The organism is Hymenobacter wooponensis (assembly GCF_004745865.1).
Taxonomy (GTDB): domain Bacteria; phylum Bacteroidota; class Bacteroidia; order Cytophagales; family Hymenobacteraceae; genus Hymenobacter; species Hymenobacter wooponensis.
Map to the genome: position 1 here is coordinate 56,097 of NZ_SRKZ01000001.1, position 24,436 is coordinate 80,532.

19 protein-coding genes and 1 other RNA gene are annotated in these 24,436 nt (G+C 55.8%); 8 read left to right on the forward strand and 12 right to left on the reverse strand.

Going from position 1 to position 24,436, the window contains the following annotated elements; genetic code table 11:
* Positions 1-75 precede the first annotated feature (75 nt).
* Positions 76-921, forward strand: coding sequence for an SDR family oxidoreductase (locus EU557_RS00190; RefSeq protein ID WP_135528412.1), 846 nt, complete (start codon positions 76-78; stop codon positions 919-921).
* Between the two features lie 320 nt (positions 922-1,241).
* Complete coding sequence (locus EU557_RS00195; protein ID WP_135528413.1) at positions 1,242-2,285, forward strand: tellurite resistance/C4-dicarboxylate transporter family protein; 1,044 nt, start codon at positions 1,242-1,244, stop codon at positions 2,283-2,285.
* Positions 2,286-2,368: 83 nt separating this feature from the next.
* Here EU557_RS00195 and EU557_RS00200 read toward each other — a convergent pair whose 3' ends face one another.
* From EU557_RS00200 to EU557_RS00220, 5 genes are all read right to left on the reverse strand, one after another.
* Entirely contained in the window at positions 2,369-2,827 is a 459-nt protein-coding gene (locus EU557_RS00200; protein ID WP_135528414.1) for a molybdopterin oxidoreductase, read from the reverse strand.
* A gap of 11 nt (positions 2,828-2,838) precedes the next feature.
* Positions 2,839-5,142 (reverse strand): molybdopterin oxidoreductase family protein, encoded by a 2,304-nt coding sequence (locus tag EU557_RS00205; RefSeq protein WP_135528415.1) that lies wholly within the window; start codon positions 5,140-5,142, stop codon positions 2,839-2,841.
* 403 nt (positions 5,143-5,545) lie between these two features.
* Positions 5,546-6,586 (reverse strand): Gfo/Idh/MocA family protein, encoded by a 1,041-nt coding sequence (locus EU557_RS00210; RefSeq protein ID WP_135528416.1) that lies wholly within the window; start codon positions 6,584-6,586, stop codon positions 5,546-5,548.
* A 145-nt stretch (positions 6,587-6,731) separates the two neighbouring features.
* Positions 6,732-7,538, reverse strand: coding sequence for a M48 family metalloprotease (locus tag EU557_RS00215; RefSeq protein WP_135528417.1), 807 nt, complete (start codon positions 7,536-7,538; stop codon positions 6,732-6,734).
* A gap of 155 nt (positions 7,539-7,693) precedes the next feature.
* Positions 7,694-8,845, reverse strand: a complete 1,152-nt coding sequence (locus EU557_RS00220) for a DegT/DnrJ/EryC1/StrS family aminotransferase (protein WP_245326130.1) — start codon at positions 8,843-8,845, stop codon at positions 7,694-7,696.
* 155 nt (positions 8,846-9,000) lie between these two features.
* On the opposite strand from EU557_RS00220, the gene EU557_RS00225 reads away from it, so the two are divergent.
* On the forward strand, positions 9,001-9,912 hold the full coding sequence (locus EU557_RS00225) for a hypothetical protein (RefSeq protein ID WP_135528418.1): 912 nt from the start codon (positions 9,001-9,003) through the stop codon (positions 9,910-9,912).
* Positions 9,913-10,007: 95 nt separating this feature from the next.
* Here EU557_RS00225 and EU557_RS00230 read toward each other — a convergent pair whose 3' ends face one another.
* The 6 genes from EU557_RS00230 to EU557_RS00255 all read right to left on the reverse strand — a co-directional run bounded on the left by EU557_RS00230 (position 10,008) and on the right by EU557_RS00255 (position 13,725).
* Complete coding sequence (locus EU557_RS00230) at positions 10,008-10,907, reverse strand: glycosyltransferase family 2 protein (RefSeq protein WP_167855036.1); 900 nt, start codon at positions 10,905-10,907, stop codon at positions 10,008-10,010.
* 48 nt (positions 10,908-10,955) lie between these two features.
* Positions 10,956-11,669: a cell division ATP-binding protein FtsE gene (locus tag EU557_RS00235; protein WP_135528420.1), complete on the reverse strand. Its 714-nt coding sequence runs from the start codon at positions 11,667-11,669 to the stop codon at positions 10,956-10,958.
* 127 nt (positions 11,670-11,796) lie between these two features.
* Positions 11,797-12,000, reverse strand: a complete 204-nt coding sequence (locus EU557_RS00240; RefSeq protein ID WP_135528421.1) for a fructose-6-phosphate aldolase — start codon at positions 11,998-12,000, stop codon at positions 11,797-11,799.
* 168 nt (positions 12,001-12,168) lie between these two features.
* A complete protein-coding gene (fsa, locus tag EU557_RS00245; protein WP_135528422.1) occupies positions 12,169-12,825 on the reverse strand; it encodes a fructose-6-phosphate aldolase in 657 nt (218 codons plus the stop codon).
* A 205-nt stretch (positions 12,826-13,030) separates the two neighbouring features.
* Positions 13,031-13,127: signal recognition particle sRNA small type (gene ffs / locus EU557_RS00250), an RNA gene on the reverse strand.
* Between the two features lie 172 nt (positions 13,128-13,299).
* The gene (locus tag EU557_RS00255) at positions 13,300-13,725 is read right to left on the reverse strand and encodes a carboxypeptidase-like regulatory domain-containing protein (protein ID WP_135528423.1); all 426 of its coding nucleotides are present in this window, start codon (positions 13,723-13,725) and stop codon (positions 13,300-13,302) included.
* A 236-nt stretch (positions 13,726-13,961) separates the two neighbouring features.
* On the opposite strand from EU557_RS00255, the gene guaA reads away from it, so the two are divergent.
* From guaA to EU557_RS00275, 4 genes are all read left to right on the forward strand, one after another.
* Positions 13,962-15,494 (forward strand): glutamine-hydrolyzing GMP synthase, encoded by a 1,533-nt coding sequence (guaA, locus tag EU557_RS00260; protein WP_135528424.1) that lies wholly within the window; start codon positions 13,962-13,964, stop codon positions 15,492-15,494.
* 102 nt (positions 15,495-15,596) lie between these two features.
* Entirely contained in the window at positions 15,597-16,307 is a 711-nt protein-coding gene (locus EU557_RS00265; RefSeq protein WP_135528425.1) for a type 1 glutamine amidotransferase, read from the forward strand.
* Positions 16,308-16,404: 97 nt separating this feature from the next.
* Positions 16,405-19,635, forward strand: a complete 3,231-nt coding sequence (locus EU557_RS00270) for an AsmA-like C-terminal region-containing protein (RefSeq protein ID WP_135528426.1) — start codon at positions 16,405-16,407, stop codon at positions 19,633-19,635.
* 94 nt (positions 19,636-19,729) lie between these two features.
* Positions 19,730-20,983, forward strand: coding sequence for a M1 family aminopeptidase (locus EU557_RS00275; protein ID WP_135528427.1), 1,254 nt, complete (start codon positions 19,730-19,732; stop codon positions 20,981-20,983).
* Between the two features lie 41 nt (positions 20,984-21,024).
* On the opposite strand, the gene EU557_RS00280 is transcribed toward EU557_RS00275, so the two are convergent.
* A complete protein-coding gene (locus EU557_RS00280) occupies positions 21,025-22,044 on the reverse strand; it encodes a LacI family DNA-binding transcriptional regulator (RefSeq protein ID WP_135528428.1) in 1,020 nt (339 codons plus the stop codon).
* 509 nt (positions 22,045-22,553) lie between these two features.
* Here EU557_RS00280 and EU557_RS00285 point away from each other — a divergent pair.
* The gene (locus EU557_RS00285) at positions 22,554-24,380 is read left to right on the forward strand and encodes a glycoside hydrolase family 2 protein (RefSeq protein ID WP_135528429.1); all 1,827 of its coding nucleotides are present in this window, start codon (positions 22,554-22,556) and stop codon (positions 24,378-24,380) included.
* Positions 24,381-24,436 lie beyond the last annotated feature (56 nt).

Below are 24,436 nucleotides of genomic sequence, written 5' to 3' on the forward strand. Positions count from 1 at the left end.
ACCTTTTTGTACGTACTTACTTTACGTAAGTATAGCACATACTTTTGTCAGATCAACAACTTAACGATCTAAAATATGCGCATTGCCATTACCGGCGCGACGGGCCAGCTCGGCCGTCTCGTTATCGAAAAGCTGAAAGCCCTAGTACCCGTTGACCAGATTGTGGCCCTGGTTCGCAACCCGGCGAAAGCGACTGACTTAGGTGTTGAAACCCGCGAGGCCGATTATGCCAAGCCCGAGACCCTTGAAACTGCTTTAGCCGGTGTAGACACGCTGTTACTGATTTCGTCGAGCGAGGTGGGCCAGCGGGCTACGCAGCATCGCAACGTAATTGAGGCTGCCAAGAAAAATGGGGTGAAGCGTATTGCGTACACCAGCTTGCTGCACGCCGACAACTCCCCCCTGAGCTTAGCCGATGAGCATCGTGCTACGGAGGCCGAACTGCGCGCTTCGGGCATCCCCTATACCCTGCTGCGCAACGGCTGGTACACGGAGAATTACACCAACTCAGTACCTGGCGCAGTGGCCGGGGGGGCCTTCATCGGCAGCGCCAAGGACGGTAAGATCTCCTCAGCTACCCGTGCTGATTTTGCAGACGCCGCCGTGACTGTACTTACCACGGAAGGCCACGAAGGCAAAACCTACGAGCTGGCTGGCGATGAAGCTTACACACTGGCCGACCTGGCTGCTGAAATTTCGCGCCAGACCGGCAAGGACATTCCTTACCGGGACTTGCCTGTGGCTGATTACGCCGCCGCCCTCGCCAGCTTTGGTGTGCCCGAAGGGTTTGCGCACGGCATTGCCAGCTGGGATGCTGATGCCGCTACGGGAGCCCTATTTGACGACAGCCGCCAGCTCTCCCAACTTATTGGCCACCCCACTACGCCCCTGGCCACAACCGTTGGCGCCGCGCTGAAGTAAGCGCTGGCCGGTAGATTACATCAGCAGAGGGATTTACTCATCGTAAGTCCCTCTGCTTTTTTGTGCAAAAGCTCCACCACATTACTGGCCTGGTTCTGCTACTGCAAGTGGCCTAGGCGCTTAAATACTACCGTTAGCACGCCCAAAGTGGCCCTAGGCTCAACATTAACAGGGTTAGGAAATATTGCGTAGGATTCAGCACAAGCCGCGCTTCTTTCTACCCAGCTCGCTAGCCTAAGCAGATAGCACTTATCACCCTCTTTCTGAGGCCCTTCTGCCGGACAGTTGCTTATGCCTTTCGAGCCTCTCCCCCTCCTATTATGTTGAAGTCACTCGTTGAAAAGTTTTCGCCCGTTTACTTCACCATGGTTATGGCCACGGGTATTATTTCGCTGGCCGCAGAAGCGCAACATATTCAGTGGCTCGCCGAAGGCTTCTTTTACCTGAATGTAGTCCTCTACCCACTCTTTTTGCTCCTGTTGCTGGGGCGGCTTTTCGGGTTTTACGCCGGATTCAAGTCGGAATTGGCATCGCACGAAAATGGGCCTAATTTCCTGGCGTTGATAGCTGCAACCTGCCTCGTTGGTAATCAGTTTGTAGTGCTGCGCCACAACCAGATGGTGGGGCAAGCACTATGGCTGTTTGGGGCCGTTTGCTGGATAGTGCTGCTTTATGTATTCCTGATTAGCGTAACGCTACGTCGCGAGAAACCACCGCTGGAAACTGGCCTAGGCGGTAACTGGCTGCTACTGGCAGTGTCTACCCAAGCGTTAGCCATTTTGGGAGCCGTTTTGCTGCCCTCAACTCCTCCTGGCACCGCCGATGTAGGCCAGTTCACTGTTTTGGGCTTGTTTCTGCTCGGCAGCTTGTTTTATATAGTTGTTAGTACGCTGCTGTTTTACCGCCTAACCTTTGTGCGCGTGGAGGAACAGGAAGTTGGAGCGCCTTATTGGATTAGTGTGGGAGGCAGCGCCATTACCGTTATGGCTGGGGCTACGTTACTTAGCTCCCTGTCCCAGGCTCCGGCCCTGGCCGATATAGCTGGGTTTGTGAAAGCTTGGTGCGTGCTGTTCTGGGTGGTAGGCACGTGGTGGCTTCCCTTTGTGGCCGCATTACGTGCGTGGCACCACCTGCGGGCCCGGCCGGCCTTCTCGTATAAACCGGCTTACTGGAGTATGGTCTTTCCGCTGGGTATGTACACAGCCTCTACAGGGCGGCTTGCCCAAGCCTTGCCGCTACCGGCGTTGCGTTCTATATCGGCTGGCTTTATTTGGATAGCTGTGCTAGCTTGGGCAGTTACGCTCATTGGTATGTTGGTGCACCTTTTCACCCCAGCCAAGAGTACAGATCCAGTGCTGGCTTAGCACTTACCCCAACAAACGGCCGGGTGGCCCCTGCTACATCAGGGGCCACCCGGCCGTTTGCTTTTATCTCAATGAATGTTGTTTTATTCAGCTACCAATAGCGTTTGGGGCGCGGCTTGCTTAATACGACTTAGCAGCCAATCGGCTTGGCGCTGCGTGCGGGCGTTGCAGAACTCATAGCAAGCCTTCAGGTCTTCGTCGCGTAGGCCTAGCGCTGCCTGCCGAATAACTACCCAGCACAGGTGCACCTCCTGGGTCAGCAGCCACAGGTCGTGCAGGTCGCGCAGTAACGCCAGGCTCCCCTTGCGCTTCTTCGCAAATAACTCGCGCTTTAGCTTATCGGGCTCGTCTTCTTTTTCTTCCGAGTACTTCGCCACGAATGCCTGGGTACGGCCGTGGTGCTCCCGCGACCAGGCGGAAAGCTTCTGGCACATTTGCTCAATATCGGGTTCGTCTTTGTGCTTATCGGCGACGTACTCAAACGCCTCCATGAGTTGCTTTTCGCTGTTCTCGAGCAGGCCTAGATAGTGAGGGAGTTGCATGGCGAGCAGGGTTAGGCATTGACTTTGCGAATGTGTACGGCGGCGTACTTATAGTGCGGCTGCTTGCTTACGGGGTCCCACTCGGTAAGAGTTAACTCGTTAACCGCGCGCGGACGGTCGGCCTTATCCCAGTAGCCGTAGTGGAAGGGAATAAATATCAGCCCCGGCTCAATGTCGCCCACCCGGGCGGGCTCCAGCACCTTGCCGCGGCGTGATACTACTTCTACCATGTCGCCATCGGCAATACCATAGCAGGCCGCGTCTTCGGTTGAAAGCTGCACGTAGCTATCCGGGGCGGCTTCTTGCAGCGCTTTAGAGCGGCCAGTTTTGGTGCGCGTGTGAAAGTGGAATACCACCCGGCCCGTGGTCAGCCACAGCGGATATTGTTTATCGGGTACTTCATGGGGTGGCTCGTAATCAATACCCTTCAGAAATGCCTTCCCCTTAGGGTCGATGAGCTTATAGTCGTCCTGATTGCGCGCTGCCCCGGTTTCCAGGTCGTGGCCATACGTCTCGCAATAGTCGATGTTGGTATTAAAAACGCCGTCTTCGTAGAGGTGCTTCTTGCCATCGGGGTACTGCTCGTTGCAGGGCCACTGAATACCCGAGCCGCCGGTAAGCTTGGCGTAGCTCAGACCGGTATAATCGCAGGGGCGGCCGCGGGTACACTCACGCCAGGCGTTAAAGGCGTCCTCCGTGGTTTGCCAGGTGCTGGTGAGCAGAGAGTTACCGTCTTGGTCGCGGAAATCCATGCGCCGGGAATAGTCCACGAAGATGTCGAAATCGGAACGCGCCTCGCCGGGTGGGTCAATGGCTTTGTGGGAGATGTGCACCGTGCGGCCTACGTTCGTGAAGCAGCCCGTTTTTTCACCCCAAATAGCGGCCGGCAGCACCACATCGGCTAAAGCTGTGGTTTCAGTAGGAAATGCATCCTGCACGATTACAAACAGGTCCTCCTTCGCCGGAATTTTGCGCGCCCGGTCCAAGTCAGGCAATGACACAAGCGGGTTGGTGCCGCTGATCCAGAGCAGCTTAATAGAGCCTTGCTCACAGTAGCGCCAGATTTGCATGGCGTGGGTGGGCGGCGCCCAGTGCGGTATTTGGTCGGGGTGTAGATTCCAAAGCGCGGCCAGTTCCTTAATATGGTCCTCGTTGCCCCAGTTGCGGAAACCCGGCAGGTCGCCGTCGGCCCCACACTCGCGCGTATTCTGGGCCGTAGGCTGCCCGTTCATCTGATAAATGCCGCTACCCGGGTGGCCTAGAAGCCCGCGCAGCAGGTGCAAGTTGTTTACCTGCACGGCCGCTGCCGTAGCCTGCATCGACTGATATACGCCCTGCAGGGCAGTAGATACGAGCGTTTTGCAGGTGCCCAGAATGTGCGCCGCTTCACGCAGTTTAGCTGCTGGCACCCCTGAAAGGTGCTCTACTCGCTCGGGTGTCCATTTAGCTACAATCTGCTTCAGTTCCTCGAAGCCAACCGTGTGCGCCTCAATGTACTCTTGGTTAATCTGCCCAGCCTGAATGATGAGGTTCAGAATCCCGTTCATCACCGGCACGTTGGTGCCCACGCGAGGAGCCAGGTGCACAGTAGCTTTTTCAGCTGTGTACGTGGCGCGTGGATCAATCACCACCAGCTTAGGCGGGTTAGGGCCAGCCAGCCGGTCGAGCACCCGCATCCATAGCACTGTTTGCTGGGAGGCAATATTGTGGCCTACGTGCAGAATGGCCTCGGTGGTATCCAGGTCGGAGTAGGAGCCGGGCTGCCCATCGGAGCCGAAGGATACTTTTAAGGCTGCCGCCGCTGTAGCTGTGCAGAGGCGGGTGTTGCCGTCCATGTGTGGTGTGCCTAGGCCCGCTTTACCCACAATGCCGAGCGCGTAGTATTCTTCCAGAAATAGCTGGCCGGAAGTGTAAAACCCAATGGAGCTGGCGGTGTGCTTCTCCACCAACTCTTTGGACTTCTGCACAATCAGGTCCATCGCCTCGTTCCAAGAGGCCTCTTCCAGCTTGCCGTTGCGGCGGATAAGTGGCCTAGTCAGCCGGTCTTGGCTGTTGTTGGCTACCCAGCCGTGCAGGCCCTTTGGCCCAAGCCGGCCGTGGTTAACACTATCCACTGCCCGACCGCGCACCCCCACAATACGCCCATCCTTCACGCCGATATCCATGCCGCAGCCGTTGGAGCACAACACGCAGGCCGATTGCACCCAGTGGTCGGGTTCTTCCTCAATACGTTCATCAACGCGCACGGGCCAGTCGCCTTCGTAACCAGTGCGCTGCCCCCAGATGTCTTGAATACTGTCGCGGGTTTCTTTCATAGCTCGCAGGAAAACGGGAGAATACTAGGCTAGTCGGTAGCTACCAAGGCCTACTCATAAGCAGCCATGAAGCTCACCTACTGCCCTACAGACTGCCTTACCCTACGGAAGTTGAGGCCACTAAGTCGAACTTATTTTAATCTTATCTTAATTTAAAAACCTGCTTTACGGCTCAGAAAGCCTGTTTATTGAGGAGCTTACCCGTCAGCGTAAGCTCCTTTGGCAACTTGCAGGTCAACGGGTTGGAAGAGAAAAAATGAAGACACTGTATCTGCTTTGCTAGGCCTATGCACTAGCACTCACGTGAATGCCACATCCTCTGCCAACAACTTCTGTAAGTAAGTTGGGTAGCCGCAAGCAGCGCCTTGGCAAAAAGCAGCTATTTTTCTGTGTGCCGTATTGGCTAAGCGTTAGCAGAAGCCCCTTTTAAACTGTAAATCCGCTCGATAATCTCAACTACTTTCAGGCCTTCTAGCGCGTTGGTAGTGGCATGGCTGCGCTTCTGCACGGTTTCCACCACGTTTTCAATTACCTGCACGTGGTTGGCGGCGCTGCCTTGGTAGGGGCCATAGTCGTTGGCGGGGTTGGTGGGCGGCAGTGCGGGGAGGGCGTAGTTACGCAGGTGGCAGTACTCCACTTTATCCATGTACTGCCCACCTATTTTGAGGCTGCCGTGCTCCGCAATGAGTGTTAGGGAGCTTTCGAGGTTCCGGTCCCAGACGGCAGTGCTATACTGCAAGGTGCCGCTGCCACCGCGCACCAGATCGAAGGTAACGAGGCCGGAATCTTCGAACTCTGTTGTTTCCCCGTGGTTGAAGTCACGGAAACGGGCTGAGATATTAGTGATGTCGCCGAAGACCCAATAGAGCAAATCCACAAAGTGACTAAACTGGGTGAAGAGAGTGCCGCCATCTTGCTGCTGAGTACCTTTCCAGCCACCGGCGTGATAATAGCGTGCGTCGCGGTTCCAGAAACAGTTGATCTGCACCAGATACACCTGGCCTAGCTGCCCTCCCTCCACGAGCTGCTTTAGCCAGGCGGCAGGCGGTGAGTATCGGTTTTGCATCACTCCAAATACCAGGCGGCCGGTTTGCTCAGCCATGCGCACTACGGCTTCGGCGTCGCGTGTGCGAAGAGCAATGGGCTTTTCAATTACTACATGTAAACCATGCGCCAAGCCAGCTATAGCTTGTGGAGTATGCTGGTCATTTGGTGTAGCTATAGTTAACACATCTGCCTCACAGTTAGCTAAAAAGCACGCTTCCAGTGAAGAAAAGAAAGGAATACCTGGAAATTCTAGGCTTAGCGCTGCGGCCAACTCCGTATTTGTATCTACTAAGCCAACCAGTTGAGCTCCGGGGTAACGCGCTACTAGCGTCGCGTGCCGGCGGCCGATGTGGCCTACACCGCAGATGACGAAACGAACGGGAAGGGAATCGGGCAAGGTGGCTTATAGTAAGGCAGGGAGCACAACCGCAAGCTCCGAAAAAATGCGCGTTTCTCCTGCACAAAACAAAACCCGTAACCTCCTCTTAGGAAGCTACGGGTCCGTTTATATGCTAGCCTTCTCGGCCAGAAGCGGTTATTGGTTACAGAAGCCTTTTCAGCTCTTCGAAGTTGGAATTGCTCACGTTGCGGTTGGTGCATCCAAGCTGCTGCGCGCTCTTCTGGATGTTGGCAATGCGTGAACCAGGGTTGGGGTGGGTGCTCAAGAATTCGGGCGTGCCCCCACTTCCCTGCTTCTCAGCCTTGATGAAAAAGCCGGCGGCTCCGTCGCAGGCATAGTAGCGGGTGCCATTGAGGTAGATAGTGGAATACTTATCGGCTTCCGTTTCGTAGCTGCGGCTGAATTTGAGCTGCCCTAAACCAGCGGCAATCTGCACGAGCTGGTTGGAGTTGTTGCCCAGCACAATGCCCGCCAGCAGGCTGATACCATACTGCTGCTGCAGCATTTGGGTGCTGTGGCGGCGGTCGGCGTGGGCAATTTCGTGGCCTAGCACGCCGGCCAGCTGATTTTCATTGTCCAGAAACTTAATCAAACCAGTAAACACATAAATGTGGCCGCCGGGAGTGGCAAAGGCGTTCTGGGTCTGGTCGTCTTTGATAATCTGCACATCCCAGGGGAATTGGGTGCGGTATTTCAGGTTGCCATTATCAAGCACGCGTTTCACTACCCCATTCAGCAAGGTATAAGCGCGGGCATTGCTGGATTTTTCAAGCAGCTGACCCTTGGCACGATATAATGAGTCGGTCTGGCGGGCTACTTGCGCACCCAGGGCAATATCCTGGTTAATAGAAAAGAGGTTGAAGCCCTGACGGGGGGCATTGATGGCTGCGGTAGTAACAACCGACACTACAGCCAAGGGCAGAAAGAGGGTTAAAAAGGGACGGCGCATATGCAGTAAAGAGAACAAGTAAGAGGGGAGTAATACGGCTCCAAGAAAAAACAGTGCCAGCAAAAGCAGCTTCCTGCACTTCTTGCCCCCAGAAGCGCCAGAAGATTAGCCATTCCGTAAGCTGCTCATGCAAGCCCAACGTGCTATTAACTGGCCTAGGCCCACGCTTGCAACACTTGGCAGATGTAGGCCACTTGCGCCATCGTGAGCATGGGGTGCATGGGCAGAGAAAGCACCGTGCGCGAGAGGCGTTCCGCCACCGGAAACTCTCCCAATTGGTGGCCTAGATAGGCATACGCTGGCTGCAGATGATTGGGCAGCGGATAGTATACTGCACTTGGAATACCGTGCGCCCCCAGGTATTGCTGCAGCTGCTCACGCTGACCAGGCAAATCGGGGCCTTGCACTGTGTATTGATGGAAAACGTGCGTGCTGCGTGGGTCTCGGCCTGGGGGCCGCAGGCTGGGGTGGCCTAGTAGGGCAGCATCGTACTGGGTTGCAATGTGCTGGCGGGCGGCGGTCCAGGCATCCAGATAGGGCAGCTTCACGCGCAAGAGAGCTGCCTGCAGGGTATCAAGGCGCGAGTTCAGGCCGATGAGTTCGTGGTGGTACTTGCGGGTTTGGCCATGGTTGGCAAGCTGGCGCAGTGTGTGGGCCCGCGCTGCATCTCGCGTAAAAAGAGCCCCACCATCACCAAAGCCCCCTAGGTTTTTGCTGGGAAAGAACGACGTGGTGCCTACCTCCCCCACTGTACCAGCCGCCCACACCTGCCCCGTAGAGAATGTAAACGTGGCTCCGATAGCTTGAGCATTGTCTTCCAACAAAGGCACATTGTGCTGGTTGGCCAGCAGGCGGAGAACCTCCAAATCGGCACACTGCCCAAATAAATGCACCGCCAGAATAGCGCCCGTGCGGGAGGTTACAGCCGCCGCCACGGCTGCCGGATCCAGATTATATGTATCAGGGGCAACATCAACGGGCACAGGCACCAGGCCTAGCACAGCGGCCGCCTCCCATGTGGCCACGTAGGTAAATGCGGGCACCAGAATTTCGGTGCCGCGTGGTAGGCCTAGGCTCATGAGCGCCAATTGAAGCGCATCGGTGCCATTGGCGCAGGGAACTACGTGGGCACCACCCACATACTGGCCTAGCTCCGCAGCAAACTGCTGCACGGCACCGCCCTGAATAAAGGCGGCTTCGTGGAAGGTAGTGCGCACGGCTGCATCTAATTCAGGCTGAATGGGCGCATGCTGGGCACGCAGGTCCAGGAGCTGAATAGGCTGGGGCGGAAGCAGCGGAGCAGACAACAATGTAGAGCAAAAGATGGAGGAGCTTCAAAGATAGAATGCCTTGCAGAACCTGCCGCTGAGGCGTACGTAACCCGCTATATAGCCCTACCGTTAAGTAGGCTACTCCCCTCCCGCATAGTACTCTCTCTTTTTCCCGCCTATTCCCTACTGCCATGTTCAGGAAAACCCTAACTATCAACGCCCTTGCTGCCGTGCTTATGGCTGGCGGCCTCACCTTCACGCAGACTAGCTGCTCCAATGCCGACAAAAAAGAAGTGTCGGCGGAAAGCGACGAGGCCTACAATGATTTTAAAACCTTCGTATCGAATACTGAAGCTAAAGCCGAGAATGTAGCGGACGAAGCAGAAGCCGATTACGAAGCAGAGACCAACCAGCTGAAATCGGACTTTGACGCCAAAGTAGCAGCAGTAGACAAGTACTCGGATCAGTACGATGACACGCGCCGCCAAGAAATTGAGCAGTTGCGCACTCGTTACACCACGGCGTACGACAAGCGCGATATGGCTTGGAAAAACCGTCCTAATGCCGTTGCTACTACTAGCACTAGCTCTGCGAACCTGAAGCCCGGCAAATACTACAAGCCCATGTCGCCGGCGGCAAACATTACGGCGGCAAATGCCCGCGCTACTTACGAGTCGTTCGTGAAAAACATCAAGCAAAACGAAGACCGTTACGACATCGACGACTGGCGCTATATCAACTCAGAGTGGCGCGCGCTAGATGAGGCCTACGATAAGGTTAAGAAAGATATTCCGGCCCGTGACTTAGCTGAAATTCAGAAAGAGAAACTGAAGTACGCAGCCTTCAAATCGTTTGACAAGGCGGAAGCTCGCGCAGCACAGGGTGCTGATGCTGTGAGTGGTGAAGCTCAGGATGTAAAGGCTGGCACGGCTGATGAGCGCAGCAAAGTTGGGCAAGCGGCTAGCAATACAGCCCAAGATGTTAAAGAAGCCGGCAAAGACGTAGGCCAAGGTGCCGCTAAGGTTGGCAAGAAAGTAGGAGGCGCTGTAAAAGGTGCTTACAAAGAAGTGAAGTCAGAAGTAAAGAACACCGACAACGATTAGTCGCTTCCTTTCCAAAAATAGCAAAACCCGGCTCCTGCACAGGAGTCGGGTTTTTTGTTGCTCAACTTATGCCATAGCAACCCTCCAGCTCTGTACTAGGCTGTCAATTCGCGGAGTAGCCAGTAAAGCTTCAGAGCATCTAACTGACGGAGGCTGGGGCGTGTTGAGAGCAGATTCCGGCGCACTTGCTGCTGCCGCAACTTGAAGGCAACGCAAACCGGTTCGGCTAGCCCCCACCGCTGGAGCCGTAGTGCCGCTTGCAGCAGCTTCGTATCAGTACCAAGTCCCTCAGCACGGTACAGCTGCACCAGGTTACGGACGGCATCATGGGTTTTCTGCAGGAAGATGGCCGCTGGCTCCAGCCCATCGTGTAGCACGGGGTTGTCAAGGTGTAGTAAGGAGATGCCCGCCCGCCGCAGCAGCCACCCAAATTTTGTATCCTCGTGTCCGTAGCGTGTCAGACTTTCATCGAGGCCTAGCTGCCGAAATATCTCAGCCCGAATAAGCAGATTGTTGAGCGTGAGCTGCCCGTGCGGGGCGCGTTGTCGCACGGCGGCGGGTCGGGCTTCGCGGCGGCGGCCATACATCCAGCGTAAGAGCAAACCAGGACTGCTGGGCGGAGTGGCTTCGTAAGCAGTACCACCCACTAGTACTGGCGCCAGGTGGCAAGCCGCCGCGTAGCGTGCTAAGAATTGCGAGTCTGGCAATTGGCTGTCGTTATCAAGCAAAAGCAGCCACTCGTGCTGGGCCTGGGCTGCCAGTACGTTGCGAATAGCTGCCCGACCAATGTTCTGCGGTAACTCTTGGTAATGCACTGCCGCTAGGCCTGCCAGCGCCCGATTCTGCTTGCGCACTTCTTCTGAGGAGCCATCATCCAAACACCGGATTTCCACAGGGCCTCCCCAACTTGGCACTTGCTCTAGCAGCGCCCGTACCAGCGGCGTAACGTCGCGGTTGAAGACGGGAATCAGCACGGAAAGTGCGGGCGCGTTCAAGGTGATTGTGGTAGATTGCAGGTCAGGGCGCGGTACGTACTGGTGCCGTTAATACTCCATTTTCAGGTCGAAAGGCGTCCGCACGGAATCTACCAGGTTCCCTTGCTCGCACTTGAGCACCCGCTTAGGGTATTGCTTGATAATCTGGTAATTGTGCGTAGCCATTAGCACGGCTGTACCAGAGTTATTAATTTCTACGAACAGACGCATAATGCTATCGGCCACGTCGGGGTCGAGGTTACCCGTAGGCTCATCGGCGAGCAGCAGCAAGGGTTCGTTCAACAGCGCCCGCGCAATTACCACGCGCTGCTGCTCGCCACCCGACAGCTGATGAGGCATTTTGCTGGCCGAGTTAGCTAGGCCTACACGCATGAGCACTTCTGAAATTCGCTGCTGCTTGCGCGCTTTGCCTTTCCAACCGGTGGCATTCAGCACGAATAGCAGGTTATCCGCTACGGAGCGGTCAAAGAGCAGCTGAAAGTCTTGAAAGATGATGCCCAACTTCCGCCGCAGGTACGGTACCTTACTTCCTCCAGCCAGCTTAGGCAACGGAAAGCCTACTACAGTCCCGGAGCCGGCGGGCAGCGGCAAATCAGCGTAAAGCGTTTTAAGCAAGGAACTTTTGCCCGAGCCTGTGCGACCCACCAAGTAGGCAAACTCACCTTTCTCCAACGTAAACGTGACCTTTTGCAGCACGGTGTTTACGTCCTGCATAATGTAGGCGTCGTGCAGCTCAATAACCGGGGCGGACGAGGTAGGCATAGAAGCGAAGATACGGGCGGCGGGCAGTTCAAAAAAATAGCATTCCGAACGGAGTAAGAAGCCAAGTAGTGCCCAAGGGCAAACCACAGCTTCTCACTCCGTTCGGAATGACAGCAAACAAGACGGTTTAGATTTCCAGCTTCTGCAGCTTACCGAACTCTAGGCCTAGAATAACCCCAGCCAGCTCGGTCTCCTTGTTCTCCAGCCCATAACGGTGTAAATCCTTCAGGGGGCGGTCGGCGCGGAAGTAGGCAATGAGCACAAAGTTCTCATCGCGCAGCTGAATGTAATCGGGAATCTTGGCCTTGCCTTTTACTTTGATGATGTACATAGACGATGTGGGGATTGTTGATAGCCAGATGTGCCAGCTCCAAAACGCAGATTATAAAATAGGTTGCTATTCACAACTGCGAGTGCCCCTTGTAACGTCAGCAGCGCAGTCATTAACCTATCCTAAAATCAACTGATCAGCACACCTGCTCATCAGCACATCAAGTGACTAGCCGTTTACCTTTTTATGGTCGGCCAAGAACGTAGCCAGACCTTTATCTGTGAGGGGGTGGTTGAGTAGGCCGTTAATCACGCTCAGCGGGCAGGTCACTACATCGGCGCCCAACTCAGCGCACTGCAGCAGGTGCGGTACGTGGCGCACAGAAGCCGCTAGTACTTGCGTAGGATAGCCGTAGTTGGAGAAGATATCCACGATTTGCTGCACGAGCTGCAAACCATCCTGTCCGATATCATCGAGGCGGCCTACGAACGGCGACACGTATGTGGCACCGGCTTTAGCAGCCAGCAGTGCTTGTCCGGCCGAGAAGATGAGGGTGCAGTTGGTTTTAATGCCTTTCTCCGAGAAATATTTAATAGCCTTTACGCCGTCCTTGATCATGGGCACCTTCACCACAATGTTAGGGTGCAAGTCGGCCAGGGCTTCCCCCTCCCGGATGATTTCGTCGAACTCCGTAGCAATTACTTCCGCCGATACGTCGCCATCTACTATCTCGCAGATCTGGCGGTAATGGTTCATTACGGCGTCTAAGCCCTTGATGCCCTCTTTGGCCATCAGCGAAGGGTTAGTAGTTACACCATCAAGCACACCAAGCTCTACGGCTTCCTGAATTTCGGCAAGGTTAGCGGTATCGAGAAAGAATTTCATGCGAACAAGTTGAAAAGAAGATGCTCAAAGCTAATCACGGATTAGCCGGATTTGTCGGATTAACCAGATTTTATGGCTCTGGGTTAGGCACAGACTGGAAAGGGAATTACCTAAAATGCAAAAAGCGGCCCAAAGAGCCGCTTTTATATGCTAAGTAGGCTAGCCGATCCGGTTAACCAGATCCAGCTGTCTACATACGAGACAAAAAAAAGCGAGCCAAAATCGCACCGCTCAACCACCTACCCTTGCTACCTTCCGGTCCTGGGGGAGTTCAGCAGGAGCTGGTCGTTCTGACTCGCCGGGTGCAAAGATACAAAGCACTTCTGGCCAATCATCAACTCGCACCGCATTTTTCTGTCTTTTGTGGCCTAACGACAGATAATCAGCAAGATTTATTTTTTTATCAACTGCTGCTACTGCCATTTGGTCAACCTTCTTCTTGCTCTGTCAGCTACTAAACTGCCAAGGCATTTACTAGTTCTTGTATGCCTTCTCAGCAGCTTTGCTGCGCTTCTTAAGATCACGCTTATAATTCGCTACGGCCTCTAGCGTGAAAGACGTGGGCTGGGTGGCACTAACCGTCTGCTCCATGTCTTTATAGCCCGCGTAGGTTATGCGCAGTACCGGTTTTGCGGTTGTGGTGCGCAGTACGTACCCACCCACAGAATTGGTAGTAATTGTATTATTTTTATCTCCAACTACCGACACATTGGCACCAGCTAGTGGTTCTCCCATATCATTAAAAACAGTTCCGGTTAGAACTTTCACAGGTAACGACTCTGCCTTGGTTTCTTTGGGGTAAACAGGTTCTTGCATGCCTCCGGAAGTGGTTTGGGCATATAATGAAAACGCTGGAAGGATGCCTAGTAAGCTGAGCAGGATACGAACGAATGCTTTCATATGCGTGGGCGATTTGTGGTACACAAGGAGGGTTTGCCACTAGTTAGTGGGCACTAAATACTTTGTTCAAAGATATGATTTTACAAGTAAGCTGTTTTTATGCATTTGGGTTCATTTCTTTTGTCAAACTAAAAACGCCGCCATTTGAATTACCCTTATCCCTCGTTGAAATAACAAACCGGCCGAGATAGTGGCCACCGATTTTGTGCTCCACGGCGGGGTTCTTACCTTTGCCCATGCCTCAACAAATCCTGATTCTAGACTTTGGGTCGCAGTACACACAGCTCATTGCCCGGCGCATCCGGGAACTGAACGTTTACTGCGAAATCCATCCGTATAATCACGCCCCGGACCTCACTGAGGACATCCGGGGCGTTGTGCTTTCAGGCTCGCCGTGCTCCGTGCGGGACCCCGAAGCCCCCAACCCCGACCTCTCCAAGTACCTGGGCCACGTGCCGGTGCTGGGCGTTTGCTACGGCGCACAGCTGCTGGCCCACCAGCAGGGTGGCGAGGTAATGCCCGCTACCATTCGGGAGTATGGCCGGGCTCGCCTCAGCCACGTGCTCCACGCCTCGCCCCTGCTGCACGGCGTACCCACGGAGTCGCAGGTGTGGATGTCACACGGCGACACCATCAAGGACCTGCCTGCTGGGTTCGAGATTATTGCCGGTACGCCGGAAGTGGCCGTAGCTGCTTTCCACATTCAGGGGCAGCCTACCTATGGCATCCAGTTCCACCCCGAAGTAACGCACTCCACCGACGGCAAAACGCTGCTCCAGAACTTCGTGGTTACCATCTGTGGCCTAGACCAAAGCTGGACACCCGAGCACTTCGTGGATTCGATGGTGGAGACCCTCCAACGCACAATTGGTGAGGAAGACCAGGTGATTCTAGGCCTGTCGGGCGGGGTAGATTCTTCGGTGGCTGCCCTGCTGCTCCATCGCGCCATTGGCAAGCGTTTGCACGGCATTTTCGTGAACAATGGCTTGTTGCGCAAGGATGAGTACGAAGACGTTCTGCACTCCTACAAAGACCTCGGCCTGAACGTGCGTGGCGTAGATGCCTCGGATGAGTTCTATGCGGCTCTCACCGGCCTCACCGACCCCGAGCAGAAGCGCAAAGCCATTGGCCGCACATTTATCGAGGTTTTTGACCGCGAAGCCCAGAAAGTAGACGGCGCCCGTTGGCTGGCACAGGGCACCATTTACCCCGATGTAATCGAATCGGTGTCAGTGAAAGGCCCGGCCGTAACTATCAAGAGCCACCACAACGTGGGTGGCCTGCCGGAGAAAATGAACCTGCGTATTGTAGAGCCGCTGCGCGCTCTGTTCAAAGATGAAGTGCGCGAAGTAGGCCATACGCTAGGCCTGCCTACCAACATCTTGCACCGCCACCCCTTCCCCGGACCTGGCCTAGGCATCCGCATCCTCGGCGACATTACGCCCGAGAAGGTGGATTTGCTGCAGCGCGCCGACGCTATTTTCATCAATGGCCTGAAAAACTTCGGGCTCTACGACAAAGTATGGCAGGCAGGCGTGATGCTACTGCCCGTGCAAAGCGTGGGCGTGATGGGCGATGAGCGGACGTACGAGCGGGTAGTTGCCCTGCGCGCCGTAACCAGCGTTGACGGCATGACCGCCGACTGGGCACACCTTCCCTACGAGTTCCTGGCCGACGTTTCAAACCGCATTATCAACCAAGTGCGCGGCATCAACCGCGTGGTGTACGATATTAGCTCTAAGCCACCAGCAACTATTGAGTGGGAATAACTCCTCGCGCAACCAGTAGTAAGAAAGAGCCACTGAAGTAATTTGGTGGCTCTTTTTAGTGTTACCTAAAGTACCTTCCGGCCTTCTCATATTTCGCCGTTCATGCAGATCCATTGCTTTCAACATATGCCCGACGAGGGGCCGGGCCACATTGCTGCTTGGGCCACCGCTCGGGGCCATACCCTAATCATTACCTCTTGGGATGCTCCCGGCGTTGTGCCGCCAGACCTGACGCACGCTGACTTATTAGTGGTATTAGGCGGTGCCATGGGCGTGCACGATGAGGCGGAGTTTCCATGGCTGCGAAAAGAAAAGGCTGCCATTAAGGCCACCCTTGAGGCGGGAGTACCCGTGCTAGGCCTATGCCTGGGCTCCCAGCTGGTAGCGCAGCAGTTGGGTGGCACCGTGGGCCGCAACGCCCAGCCAGAAGTGGGGTTCTGGCCGGTTCAGTTTACTGCTGAGGCGCGCCAACACCCGCTTTTCCAGCACGTGCCTGAATTCGTTCCTGCGCTGCATTGGCATTATGATGCCTTTACCTTGCCGCCCGGCGCACAGTTGGTGGCCTACTCCCCTCCTACCAGTTGCCAGGGCTTTCTGTGGCGGGAGCGGGTAGTAGGCCTGCAGTTTCACCCGGAGGCAGATGCAGCGTGGTTGGCCTCAATAGTAGAGGCCGAAGGGCACTTGCTGAAGCCAGCGGCTTACGTGCAAACGGCGGAAGCTATTCAGGCCAAAGCGGCAACCGTAGATACTTCACCAGCCTTCCTCTATCCCCTTCTGGATGCCCTACTAGCTACAGTTGCTGATGGGGCCTAAAATCTGCCCTGCAACCGTAGACCGGCGCACTATATCACTGTCGTGTTTTCTGCGTAGATAGGATACTCCTTACTTTTCTGTCTCCCTTACCCACTGCATGAAACGCCCATCTCTCCGTCAGTTCCTGGCCATTGCTGCGCTAGGACTACTGCTGGCGGTTGGGGTGGCCGTATATTTCCTGGGTTCGGCCTGGGGGCGAAGGGAGTTGACCCGCAGGGCGCGCGAGCGTATTGCTCGCAACTCCGATCTGGTGCTGGCTCCTTTTGAGGTGGAGTTTTCCTGGCTGCGCGATTTCCCCCACATAACGGCTTCGCTGAGCCACTTCAGTCTTACTGATACGGCCTTTCACCAAGCGGTGCCCGTGCTACAGATTGGCCGCGCCGATGTACGCCTGCAAGCCAGCGAGCTACTGAGGGGGCGCCTGGTAATTAAGCACGTGGCGCTGCATGATGTGAGCTTTCGGCAGTTCACCGACTCCGTAGGCCACAACTGGGGATTGCACGGGAAGGGGCCACACCGGTCCGCCGCCTTCTCTCCCCCTGATTTTCAACTCAACTCCTTGCGCATCCACAACCTGCGCGTTACTGACCGGAACGAGTTACAAAACAGTGGCTTTTCGGCCTTTGTGCGGGAAGGTGAGCTGGCGGTGCAGGGCCGTGGGGGCGTAGGCCACGTGCGAGGCACGCTGCAGGGGCAACTAGAATACCTGCGCAGTGGCCGGGGGAATTTGTTTGAGCAAGAGCCCGTTACCGCCTGGGTGCGCTACCAATACGATTTCCGGCAGCGCCAAGGCACCTTTTTGCGCACCCACGCCACCCTCAACGGCGACACCGTGCTGATAAATGGCACGCACCAGGCCGCCGCTCCCGGCAAACCGCAGGGCACTACGCTCAACCTGCACTTTCAGGGAAAGCAGCCATTGGTGGAGGTGCTACACGTGGCCCTGCCCAGCAGTTTGCATCGCTATTTAAACGGGGCGGTAAGCACCAGCCGCGCCCGCATCGACTACACCATTCGGGGGTTGAGCGGCCCGTTAGCGCGCCCCCGGACCGTGCTTCGGTTTGGCTTGCAGAATGCCCAGATGCGGTGGCCAGGCTCGGAGCGCCAGATTAGGCGCTGGGATGCCCGCGGGGTGTTTGATAATGGTCCTGACCACTCTGCCAAGACCACTTACCTGGCGTTTGAGCAGTGCCGGCTGTTCTCAACGGCGGGTGAGCTAAATGCCACCGTTAAAGTGACCAACTTCACCCGCCCGGTGCTTACGGGGCATGTGCAGGGACGTACGGAACTGCAAACGCTGGCCACTGTGGTAGTGCCCGACCTGTGGCACGCCCGGTCGGGGCAGGCGGCCTTGGATATTGACTTGAACGGCCCATTACCCGAAATTCCTGAGCGAGCCGCCCGGCAGGCAGGCCATGCTACTACCCTGCCGCCGTTGGCCGTGCGGGGCACTATTACTCTGCAAAATGCCTCCTTCACCGTACCCAGCCGCCAGGCAGATATGTCGGGGCTGAACGTGCGAGTGCGCTTACGAGACAGTTTGTGGATGCTGGAGAACCTAGCTGGCCGGCTCAATGGTATGCAAGTACAGGCCAACGCCACCACCACATACTTACTGGCCTATTTTACCGGTCAGCATCCCTCTACCACCATCAAAGGCACATTTGAGGTGGATGAATTGCACCTGCGGCGGCTGCGGCAGTTACTCTCGCCCCCCGTGCCAGCCGTAGGCCAGGTGCCTACTCGGGGGCGGCGGAGAAACGCGGCACCCAAGCAGGAAATAGCCGCCCGCGCCATGAATCTATTTCCGCCTGGCCTACGGCTAAATATTGGGTTGCGCTGCCAGCGCTTAGTACTGCGCTCCGACACCCTGCACCACTTAGCCGCCACAGTTCGCCACGATGGCCACCAGGTGCAGCTATCCAACCTGCGGGTACAAGTGTGGGACGGCCAAGTGAAGGGTGCTGTCAGCTGGCCTACGGACACCCTGCGTAACCAACCGGTAGCGGCCCGCTTAGCTGTTACATTTAACACCCTGAAGTACCGGCGCTTTCTAGCCCTACTGGCCCGCCCACCGCGCCGCACTTCTTCGGCCCGTACTCCCGACGCCAGCATCCGCGACATGCTTTTGCATACCAACGGTCAGGTAGAAGCTACTATCAAAACGGTCTTGCTGCCGGCAGGCGAGAACCTTACTAACCTACGCTTACGGCTCGATAAAACCGGTCCTTCTTTCAACGTTCCCTACCTCACCTTTGCTACCAGTGCTGGCGGCACCGGCCGCGTGAGTGCTTCTGCCCAACTTAATGGCTCAGAGCTACAAGGGGCGCAAGCCGACATTCGGCTACGTTATCAGACCCTCGATATTCAACGGCTTTTCCAACTTCTGGCTTCTCTCACTCCCCCAGCTAAAAAAGCCACTCCTTCACCTCCCAAATCCGCTAGCAGCATCTCTCCGTTACTAGATGGCACCGTTACGGCCCGCGTAGAGGTTACCGCCGACCACATTGTATACTCCATGCTGAAGGGGAGCGACTTCCGCCTGCGCAGTAAGCTGGCAGAGGGGTGGGCCACGCTGGAGCAATGCTCGTTGCACACCTTTGGGGGCTCTATGGCGCTGCGGGGCAAGGTGCAGATGGATGCCGAGCAAGGCGCTCTGCACCCACTACACGCCCAGGTTCGGTTGCAGGAAATCAACCTGCCGGAGCTGTTCGGGCTTGCGGAGGCACTGCGTTTCGACGTGATGGGGCCCGCTAATATCCGTGGCTCTATGCATTGCGAGGCCGATCTGCATACTACCCTCGACGCTGCCTTTCTGCCCCTACTATCTCAAACCCACGCTTACCTGAAAACAGACCTGCGCAATTTGGAGCTACTAGATGTTACTGCACTGCAGGAAGCCTTGAAGTTTTTGCGCGAGAAGCGGACCAGTCACCTCTACTTTGAGCCGGTGAGTCCGCAGTTTGTGCTGGACGGTAATCGGGTACTTATTCCGAGCCTGCCGCTCAACAGCAACCTGACCGATATGGCCGTCAGTGGGGAGTACCACCTTGATGGCCGCGCCAACTTGTACGTTGGCCTCAGTCCTATGCAAACCCTGTTTGGCAACAATGAAAAGCGCATTGAGCGCATCAAGAGCGGTGAAGCAGCTGAGCGGCGCAGCCGGGGCCTGATCTACTTAAGTCTCAGCCGCACGCCGGGGAGCAAATACAAGGTAGGTCTGTTTAAGAAGCAAGATCAGCGCCAGCAACAAGCCCGCCTGCAGCAGGAGTTTCGGCGGCTCCTGCTCAAGCAGCCGCTCGATACTACGTTGCGCCTGTTACAATAACGGGCTGGTGCTGCGGCAGTGGCCTAGGGCACAAAATCTGCTTGCTTTGCGCCTACTTTTACCCAGCTTTGCTATATCGCCTATTCCTACAAACGTGAAATATCTACTCGTACTTATCACCATTATTGCCTTCTGCAGCCCTTTCACCAGTCTGGCATCGCCTAATCAGGCGCATATTGAAGTGAAGCTAGAGCCCGCCAAAAAGCAGTTTTGGTGTCGCTACACACTCACGGTGCCAGCCGATGCCGCCGAATCGAGCGTTCAGCTCTACCTGAATAAGGCCTTCACCATACTTGAGCTGAAAAGCGCAGGCGCTGTTCAAAAAAAGGTAAGTCCGGTTCTCTATTCCTTGGCGCAGGATACAGTGCAGGCAATTCAGCTAACGTATAGCCCCAGTAAGCATCGACGGCAAGTGGTGGTTACCTACCGCGGCACGCTCCCGCCTAAGTATGCTTCACCCGAGGTAATGGAGCTCAGTGGGCATAGTAACTGGCTGCCGACCCGTCCGTTTCAGGAATATGAGCTGATCGATTACGTGCTAGAGGCGGAGGCCCCAGCATCTTACCACATCATCAGTTCTAGCCCACCTACCCGGCATACCAAAACACAGTCTACTTTCCGGGGCCGCACCTCGGCCATTGAACCGACGGTGATAGCCGCGCAGCACATGTATCAAGCATCCACAGGCACTCAGATTCCAGTGCATGTGTTCAAGGCAGCTACTCCCCTCCAGCATGCCGACAGCCTACTGCTCACGGAAACCGAACAGGTGGTGGCATATTATAATGGCTCCATCGGGAAGCAAGATCCTATTCAACGGTTTTCTATTCTGCTGACGGGTTTCGACCGTGATGCCTTTGGCCTGCTTGACAATGCTACCGTAATAACCTACCCTGATTATGACATCAGGAAGCGTACCGACCGGTTAACGCTGGCCCATGAAATCAGCCACAAATGGTGGGCCTATGGCTCGTTTAGCGACTATAACGACTGGCTAAACGAGGCGTTTGCCACGTACTCTAGCCTGCTCTACCTGCGAGCTACTGCTGACACGGCGGGGTATCGGCAGGAACTAGCCAAGCGGGTTGCATCGGCCGCGGGTGCCCCCGCCATTATAGGGTTCATCAAGGCCGAGCATTCTTACCCTATGTACCGGCGTGTGATTTATGATAAAGGCACCACCGTTTTAGCAGCTCTGCACGCGCGCCTTGGGGATGCTCCTTTTCTGGCCATTCTCGCTACTACCGCCGCCCGCAAGACTACCACTACCCAAGAGTTTCTGACCATTGTGGAGCAAGCCGCTGGCCTAGACACCCGCCAGTGGCTGGAGAAGCTGCTAACCACCTGACTAGACCGTTCTAGGCCAGTATCACCCGCGCCACGAGTGGCCTAGCCGCAGGGCTCGGTTGACTTCCGCTGAAAAAGCTCAGACTTCAGCACCAGGCTCTGGCTCGGCAGAATGGCTTTCTTCTTCTCAATGGCCCGCAGCAGAATCTTGGCGGCCTCCTTCCCTATCTCGTAGGCTGGCTGCGTGATAGTGGTGAGTGCCGGCGCCAGCAGTGAGGCTACCCCCAGATTGGAGAAACCAATGATTTTGATGTCTTGAGGAATTGCGCGGCCCAGGGCTTGACAGGCCTGATAACTACTAATTACCAGCCGCTCTACAGAAGCAAATATGCCGTCCACTTCGGGGCGGCTGCGGAGCAGGTTCTTAAGTAGCTCGGTATTGCTCTCATCATCTCCATTACCGTCTATCACCAGCGTTTCGTCGAAGGCGATGCCAGCGGCCTGCAGCGCCGCTTGGTAGCCCTGCATCCGCATCCGCCCGATAGAGAGATTACCCGATACCAGCAGGTGCGCAATGTGGGTACAGCCAGCTTCAATCAGGTGCTGCGTAGCGAGGTAGCCACTTTCGTAGTCGTTAGTAGTAACGTTAGCCGTATGTATGGCCTCGCACACCCGGTCGAAAAACACGATGGCCGGCTTGCTCGCGTAGAGCTTCTCCAGGTGCGAAAACTCCTGACTCCCGCTGGCCACCGACATCAGTAGGCCATCTACCCGCCCACCCGTCAGGTACTGCGTTATGGCTACTTCACGCTCGTAGTCATCGTGGGTGAGGTAAATCAATACGTGGTAGCCACTCTGGCGGGCTACCTCTTCAATGCCATTGATGGCCAGGGAAAAGAAGTGGTTGTTGACTTCCGGAATAACCACGCCAATAGTTTTACTGATGTTTCGGCGCAGGCTACTGGCGTAAGCGTTCGGCTCATAGTTCAGCTCAGCTGCCAACGCCCGCACCCGCTCCTTCGTCTGCGACGACACCTCGTAGCTGTCTTGCAGCGCCCGCGACACCGTGGCAATAGACAGGTTCAGCTCTTGGGCAAGCCGTTTTAAATTAACTGAATTCATGTACTACTTGTGTGCTACAACCGAAAAGGTGAGTAGGAAGAATTGTAGCCGAGCTTGGTAAAGCTAACGCATTTTAAGCAATGCTAAATGGCCATTCACCGCGTGTTTTAGCTGGCTCAGCCGTAGTTACACGGGTTCGTACCCGAGTTTTCGGCCCAGATATCGTAAACGTTTGCGTAGATAAACCCAACCGGCCGTGCCGGAATCGGGGGCGAGTGTGTCGTACTTGACAGGAGCACAAAGTGCCAAGCAATAGACTGCTTGTGGCTAACTGCCTACTGCTATTCTGTTTTGCGCATCATGCCCGCTTGCTTAAAAGCAGCTCTAGCCCATCGGCACTGACTGCGTTGCTAAAGATTTGCCCCTAGGCCTCTGCCTCACTTGCCTCGCAAGCAACATTGTCTTGGGCTCAATGTCTATTTTACGCAATAGAAACTGCCTCTCTGCCTTTCCATCTACCTGCTCGCTTAATGAACTCCCACTCTCTGCTGAAATCTCTCCTCATCCTTATGCTTCTGGTTGGCGGCGTCACAGGCCATACGCTACGTGCCCAGTCACCCGTGCTCCAGAATGCTCCTGCCCGCCGGGTACTCAGTCTTAATGGTAGTTGGAACTACATTATCGACCCCTACGAAAACGGCTTTTACGACTACCGCCGCGAAGCCTTCGACCAATCTAAGTCGGGCAAGGGGGGGTACTACGACAACCAGAAGCCCAGCAGCAAACAGGAGCCAGAATTAATTGAGTACGACTTCGACAAATCGGCGGCGCTGCAGGTGCCCGGCGACTGGAACTCTCAGGACCCCAAGCTGCTCTACTACGAGGGCACTATCTGGTACAAAAAGAGCTTCACTCTAGCTCCCAAGGCCGGGAAGCGCTACTTCCTGTACTTCGGAGCCATCAACTATGAGTCGCACATCTACCTGAACGGCAAGAAGCTGGGCATGCACAAGGGCGGCTTCACGCCTATTCAATACGACATCACCAGCCAGCTCAGCCCCAGCGGCGACAACTTTGTGGTGGTGAAGGCCGACAATACGCGCCGCCCCAACGAAGTGCCCACCATCAACACCGACTGGTGGAACTACGGCGGTATTACGCGCGACGTGTTTATTGCCGAAACGCCTGACACGTACATCAGCGACTACAAAGTGCAGTTGGCCAAAAACGACCCGAATACCGTGGCCGGCTACGTGCAGGTTACGGGCACTGGCCGCGCTAACCAATCGGTAACGCTCAGCATTAGTGAGGCAGGCATCAAGCAAAGCCTGAAGACCGATGCGGAAGGCCGGGCCACCTTCCGCCTGCCCGCAAAGAAGCTCGTGCGCTGGTCGCCGCAAACCCCCAAGCTCTACGCCGTGACTCTAAGCAGCGGCAGCGACGCGGTGCAGGACCGCATTGGGTTTCGCACCATTCAAACGCGCGGTGCGGATATTCTGCTAAATGGAAAATCAACCTACATGCGGGGCATTTCTATTCATGATGAGAACCCACTAATTCCGGGGCGGGCCCGCGGGGAGGGCGACCTACGCATGCTGCTTACCTGGGCCAAGGAGCTGGGCTGCAACTATGTGCGCCTGGCCCACTACCCGCATAATGAAACCATGCTGAAGCTAGCCGATGAAATGGGCCTGCTGGTGTGGGCCGAGGTGCCTGTGTACTGGACTATTGCTTGGGAAAACGAGGCTACTTATCAGAACGCAGAAACGCAGCTTTCGGACCTGATTTCCATGGGAAAGAACCGCGCCAGTATTGTGGTATGGTCGGTGGGCAACGAAACGCCGCTGGGCGAGGCGCGCCTGAAGTTCATGACTAATCTGGCCAATAAGGCCCGCTCCATTGATGACACTCGCCTGATTTCGGCAGCCCTGGAACTGCACCGCACCCCCGATAACGTAGTGCACGTAGACGATCCGCTGGGCGAAGTCCTTGACCTGACCACCTTCAACGAATATGCCGGCTGGTACTGGGGAGGCAGCCCCAGCGAAATCACCAAGTACACCTTCGATATAAAGTACAACAAGCCCGTGATGATTAGCGAGTTTGGCGGCGACGCGCTAGCTGGCTACCACGGCGATGCCGAAACGCGCTGGAGCGAGGAGTACCAGGAGGCTCTGTATGTGAACCAGCTGAAGATGCTAGGCACCATTAAGAACCTACGCGGCATGACACCCTGGATTCTCGCTGACTTTAGGGCCACCCGCCGCCAGCACCCGGTGTATCAGAACGGCTTCAACCGCAAAGGCCTGATTTCGAGCACCGGCACCAAGAAGAAAGCCTTTTATGTGCTGCAGGAGTACTACCGCCAGATGGCGCAGAAGTACGACGGCAAGTAACTCCCACATAAACAGGCGATGCCACTGAGCTTGCGGAAACGTTGAACAGTTTTCCC

Coding starts and splice junctions, on each gene's coding strand:
- EU557_RS00190 (WP_135528412.1), top strand. CDS start 76: ATGCGCATTGCCATTACCGGCGCGACGGGCCAGCTCGGCCGTCTCGTT.
- EU557_RS00195 (WP_135528413.1), top strand. CDS start 1,242: ATGTTGAAGTCACTCGTTGAAAAGTTTTCGCCCGTTTACTTCACCATG.
- EU557_RS00200 (WP_135528414.1), bottom strand. CDS start 2,827: ATGCAACTCCCTCACTATCTAGGCCTGCTCGAGAACAGCGAAAAGCAA.
- EU557_RS00205 (WP_135528415.1), bottom strand. CDS start 5,142: ATGAAAGAAACCCGCGACAGTATTCAAGACATCTGGGGGCAGCGCACT.
- EU557_RS00215 (WP_135528417.1), bottom strand. CDS start 7,538: ATGCGCCGTCCCTTTTTAACCCTCTTTCTGCCCTTGGCTGTAGTGTCG.
- EU557_RS00225 (WP_135528418.1), top strand. CDS start 9,001: ATGTTCAGGAAAACCCTAACTATCAACGCCCTTGCTGCCGTGCTTATG.
- EU557_RS00235 (WP_135528420.1), bottom strand. CDS start 11,669: ATGCCTACCTCGTCCGCCCCGGTTATTGAGCTGCACGACGCCTACATT.
- EU557_RS00240 (WP_135528421.1), bottom strand. CDS start 12,000: ATGTACATCATCAAAGTAAAAGGCAAGGCCAAGATTCCCGATTACATT.
- fsa (WP_135528422.1), bottom strand. CDS start 12,825: ATGAAATTCTTTCTCGATACCGCTAACCTTGCCGAAATTCAGGAAGCC.
- EU557_RS00255 (WP_135528423.1), bottom strand. CDS start 13,725: ATGAAAGCATTCGTTCGTATCCTGCTCAGCTTACTAGGCATCCTTCCA.
- guaA (WP_135528424.1), top strand. CDS start 13,962: ATGCCTCAACAAATCCTGATTCTAGACTTTGGGTCGCAGTACACACAG.
- EU557_RS00265 (WP_135528425.1), top strand. CDS start 15,597: ATGCAGATCCATTGCTTTCAACATATGCCCGACGAGGGGCCGGGCCAC.
- EU557_RS00270 (WP_135528426.1), top strand. CDS start 16,405: ATGAAACGCCCATCTCTCCGTCAGTTCCTGGCCATTGCTGCGCTAGGA.
- EU557_RS00280 (WP_135528428.1), bottom strand. CDS start 22,044: ATGAATTCAGTTAATTTAAAACGGCTTGCCCAAGAGCTGAACCTGTCT.
- EU557_RS00285 (WP_135528429.1), top strand. CDS start 22,554: ATGCTTCTGGTTGGCGGCGTCACAGGCCATACGCTACGTGCCCAGTCA.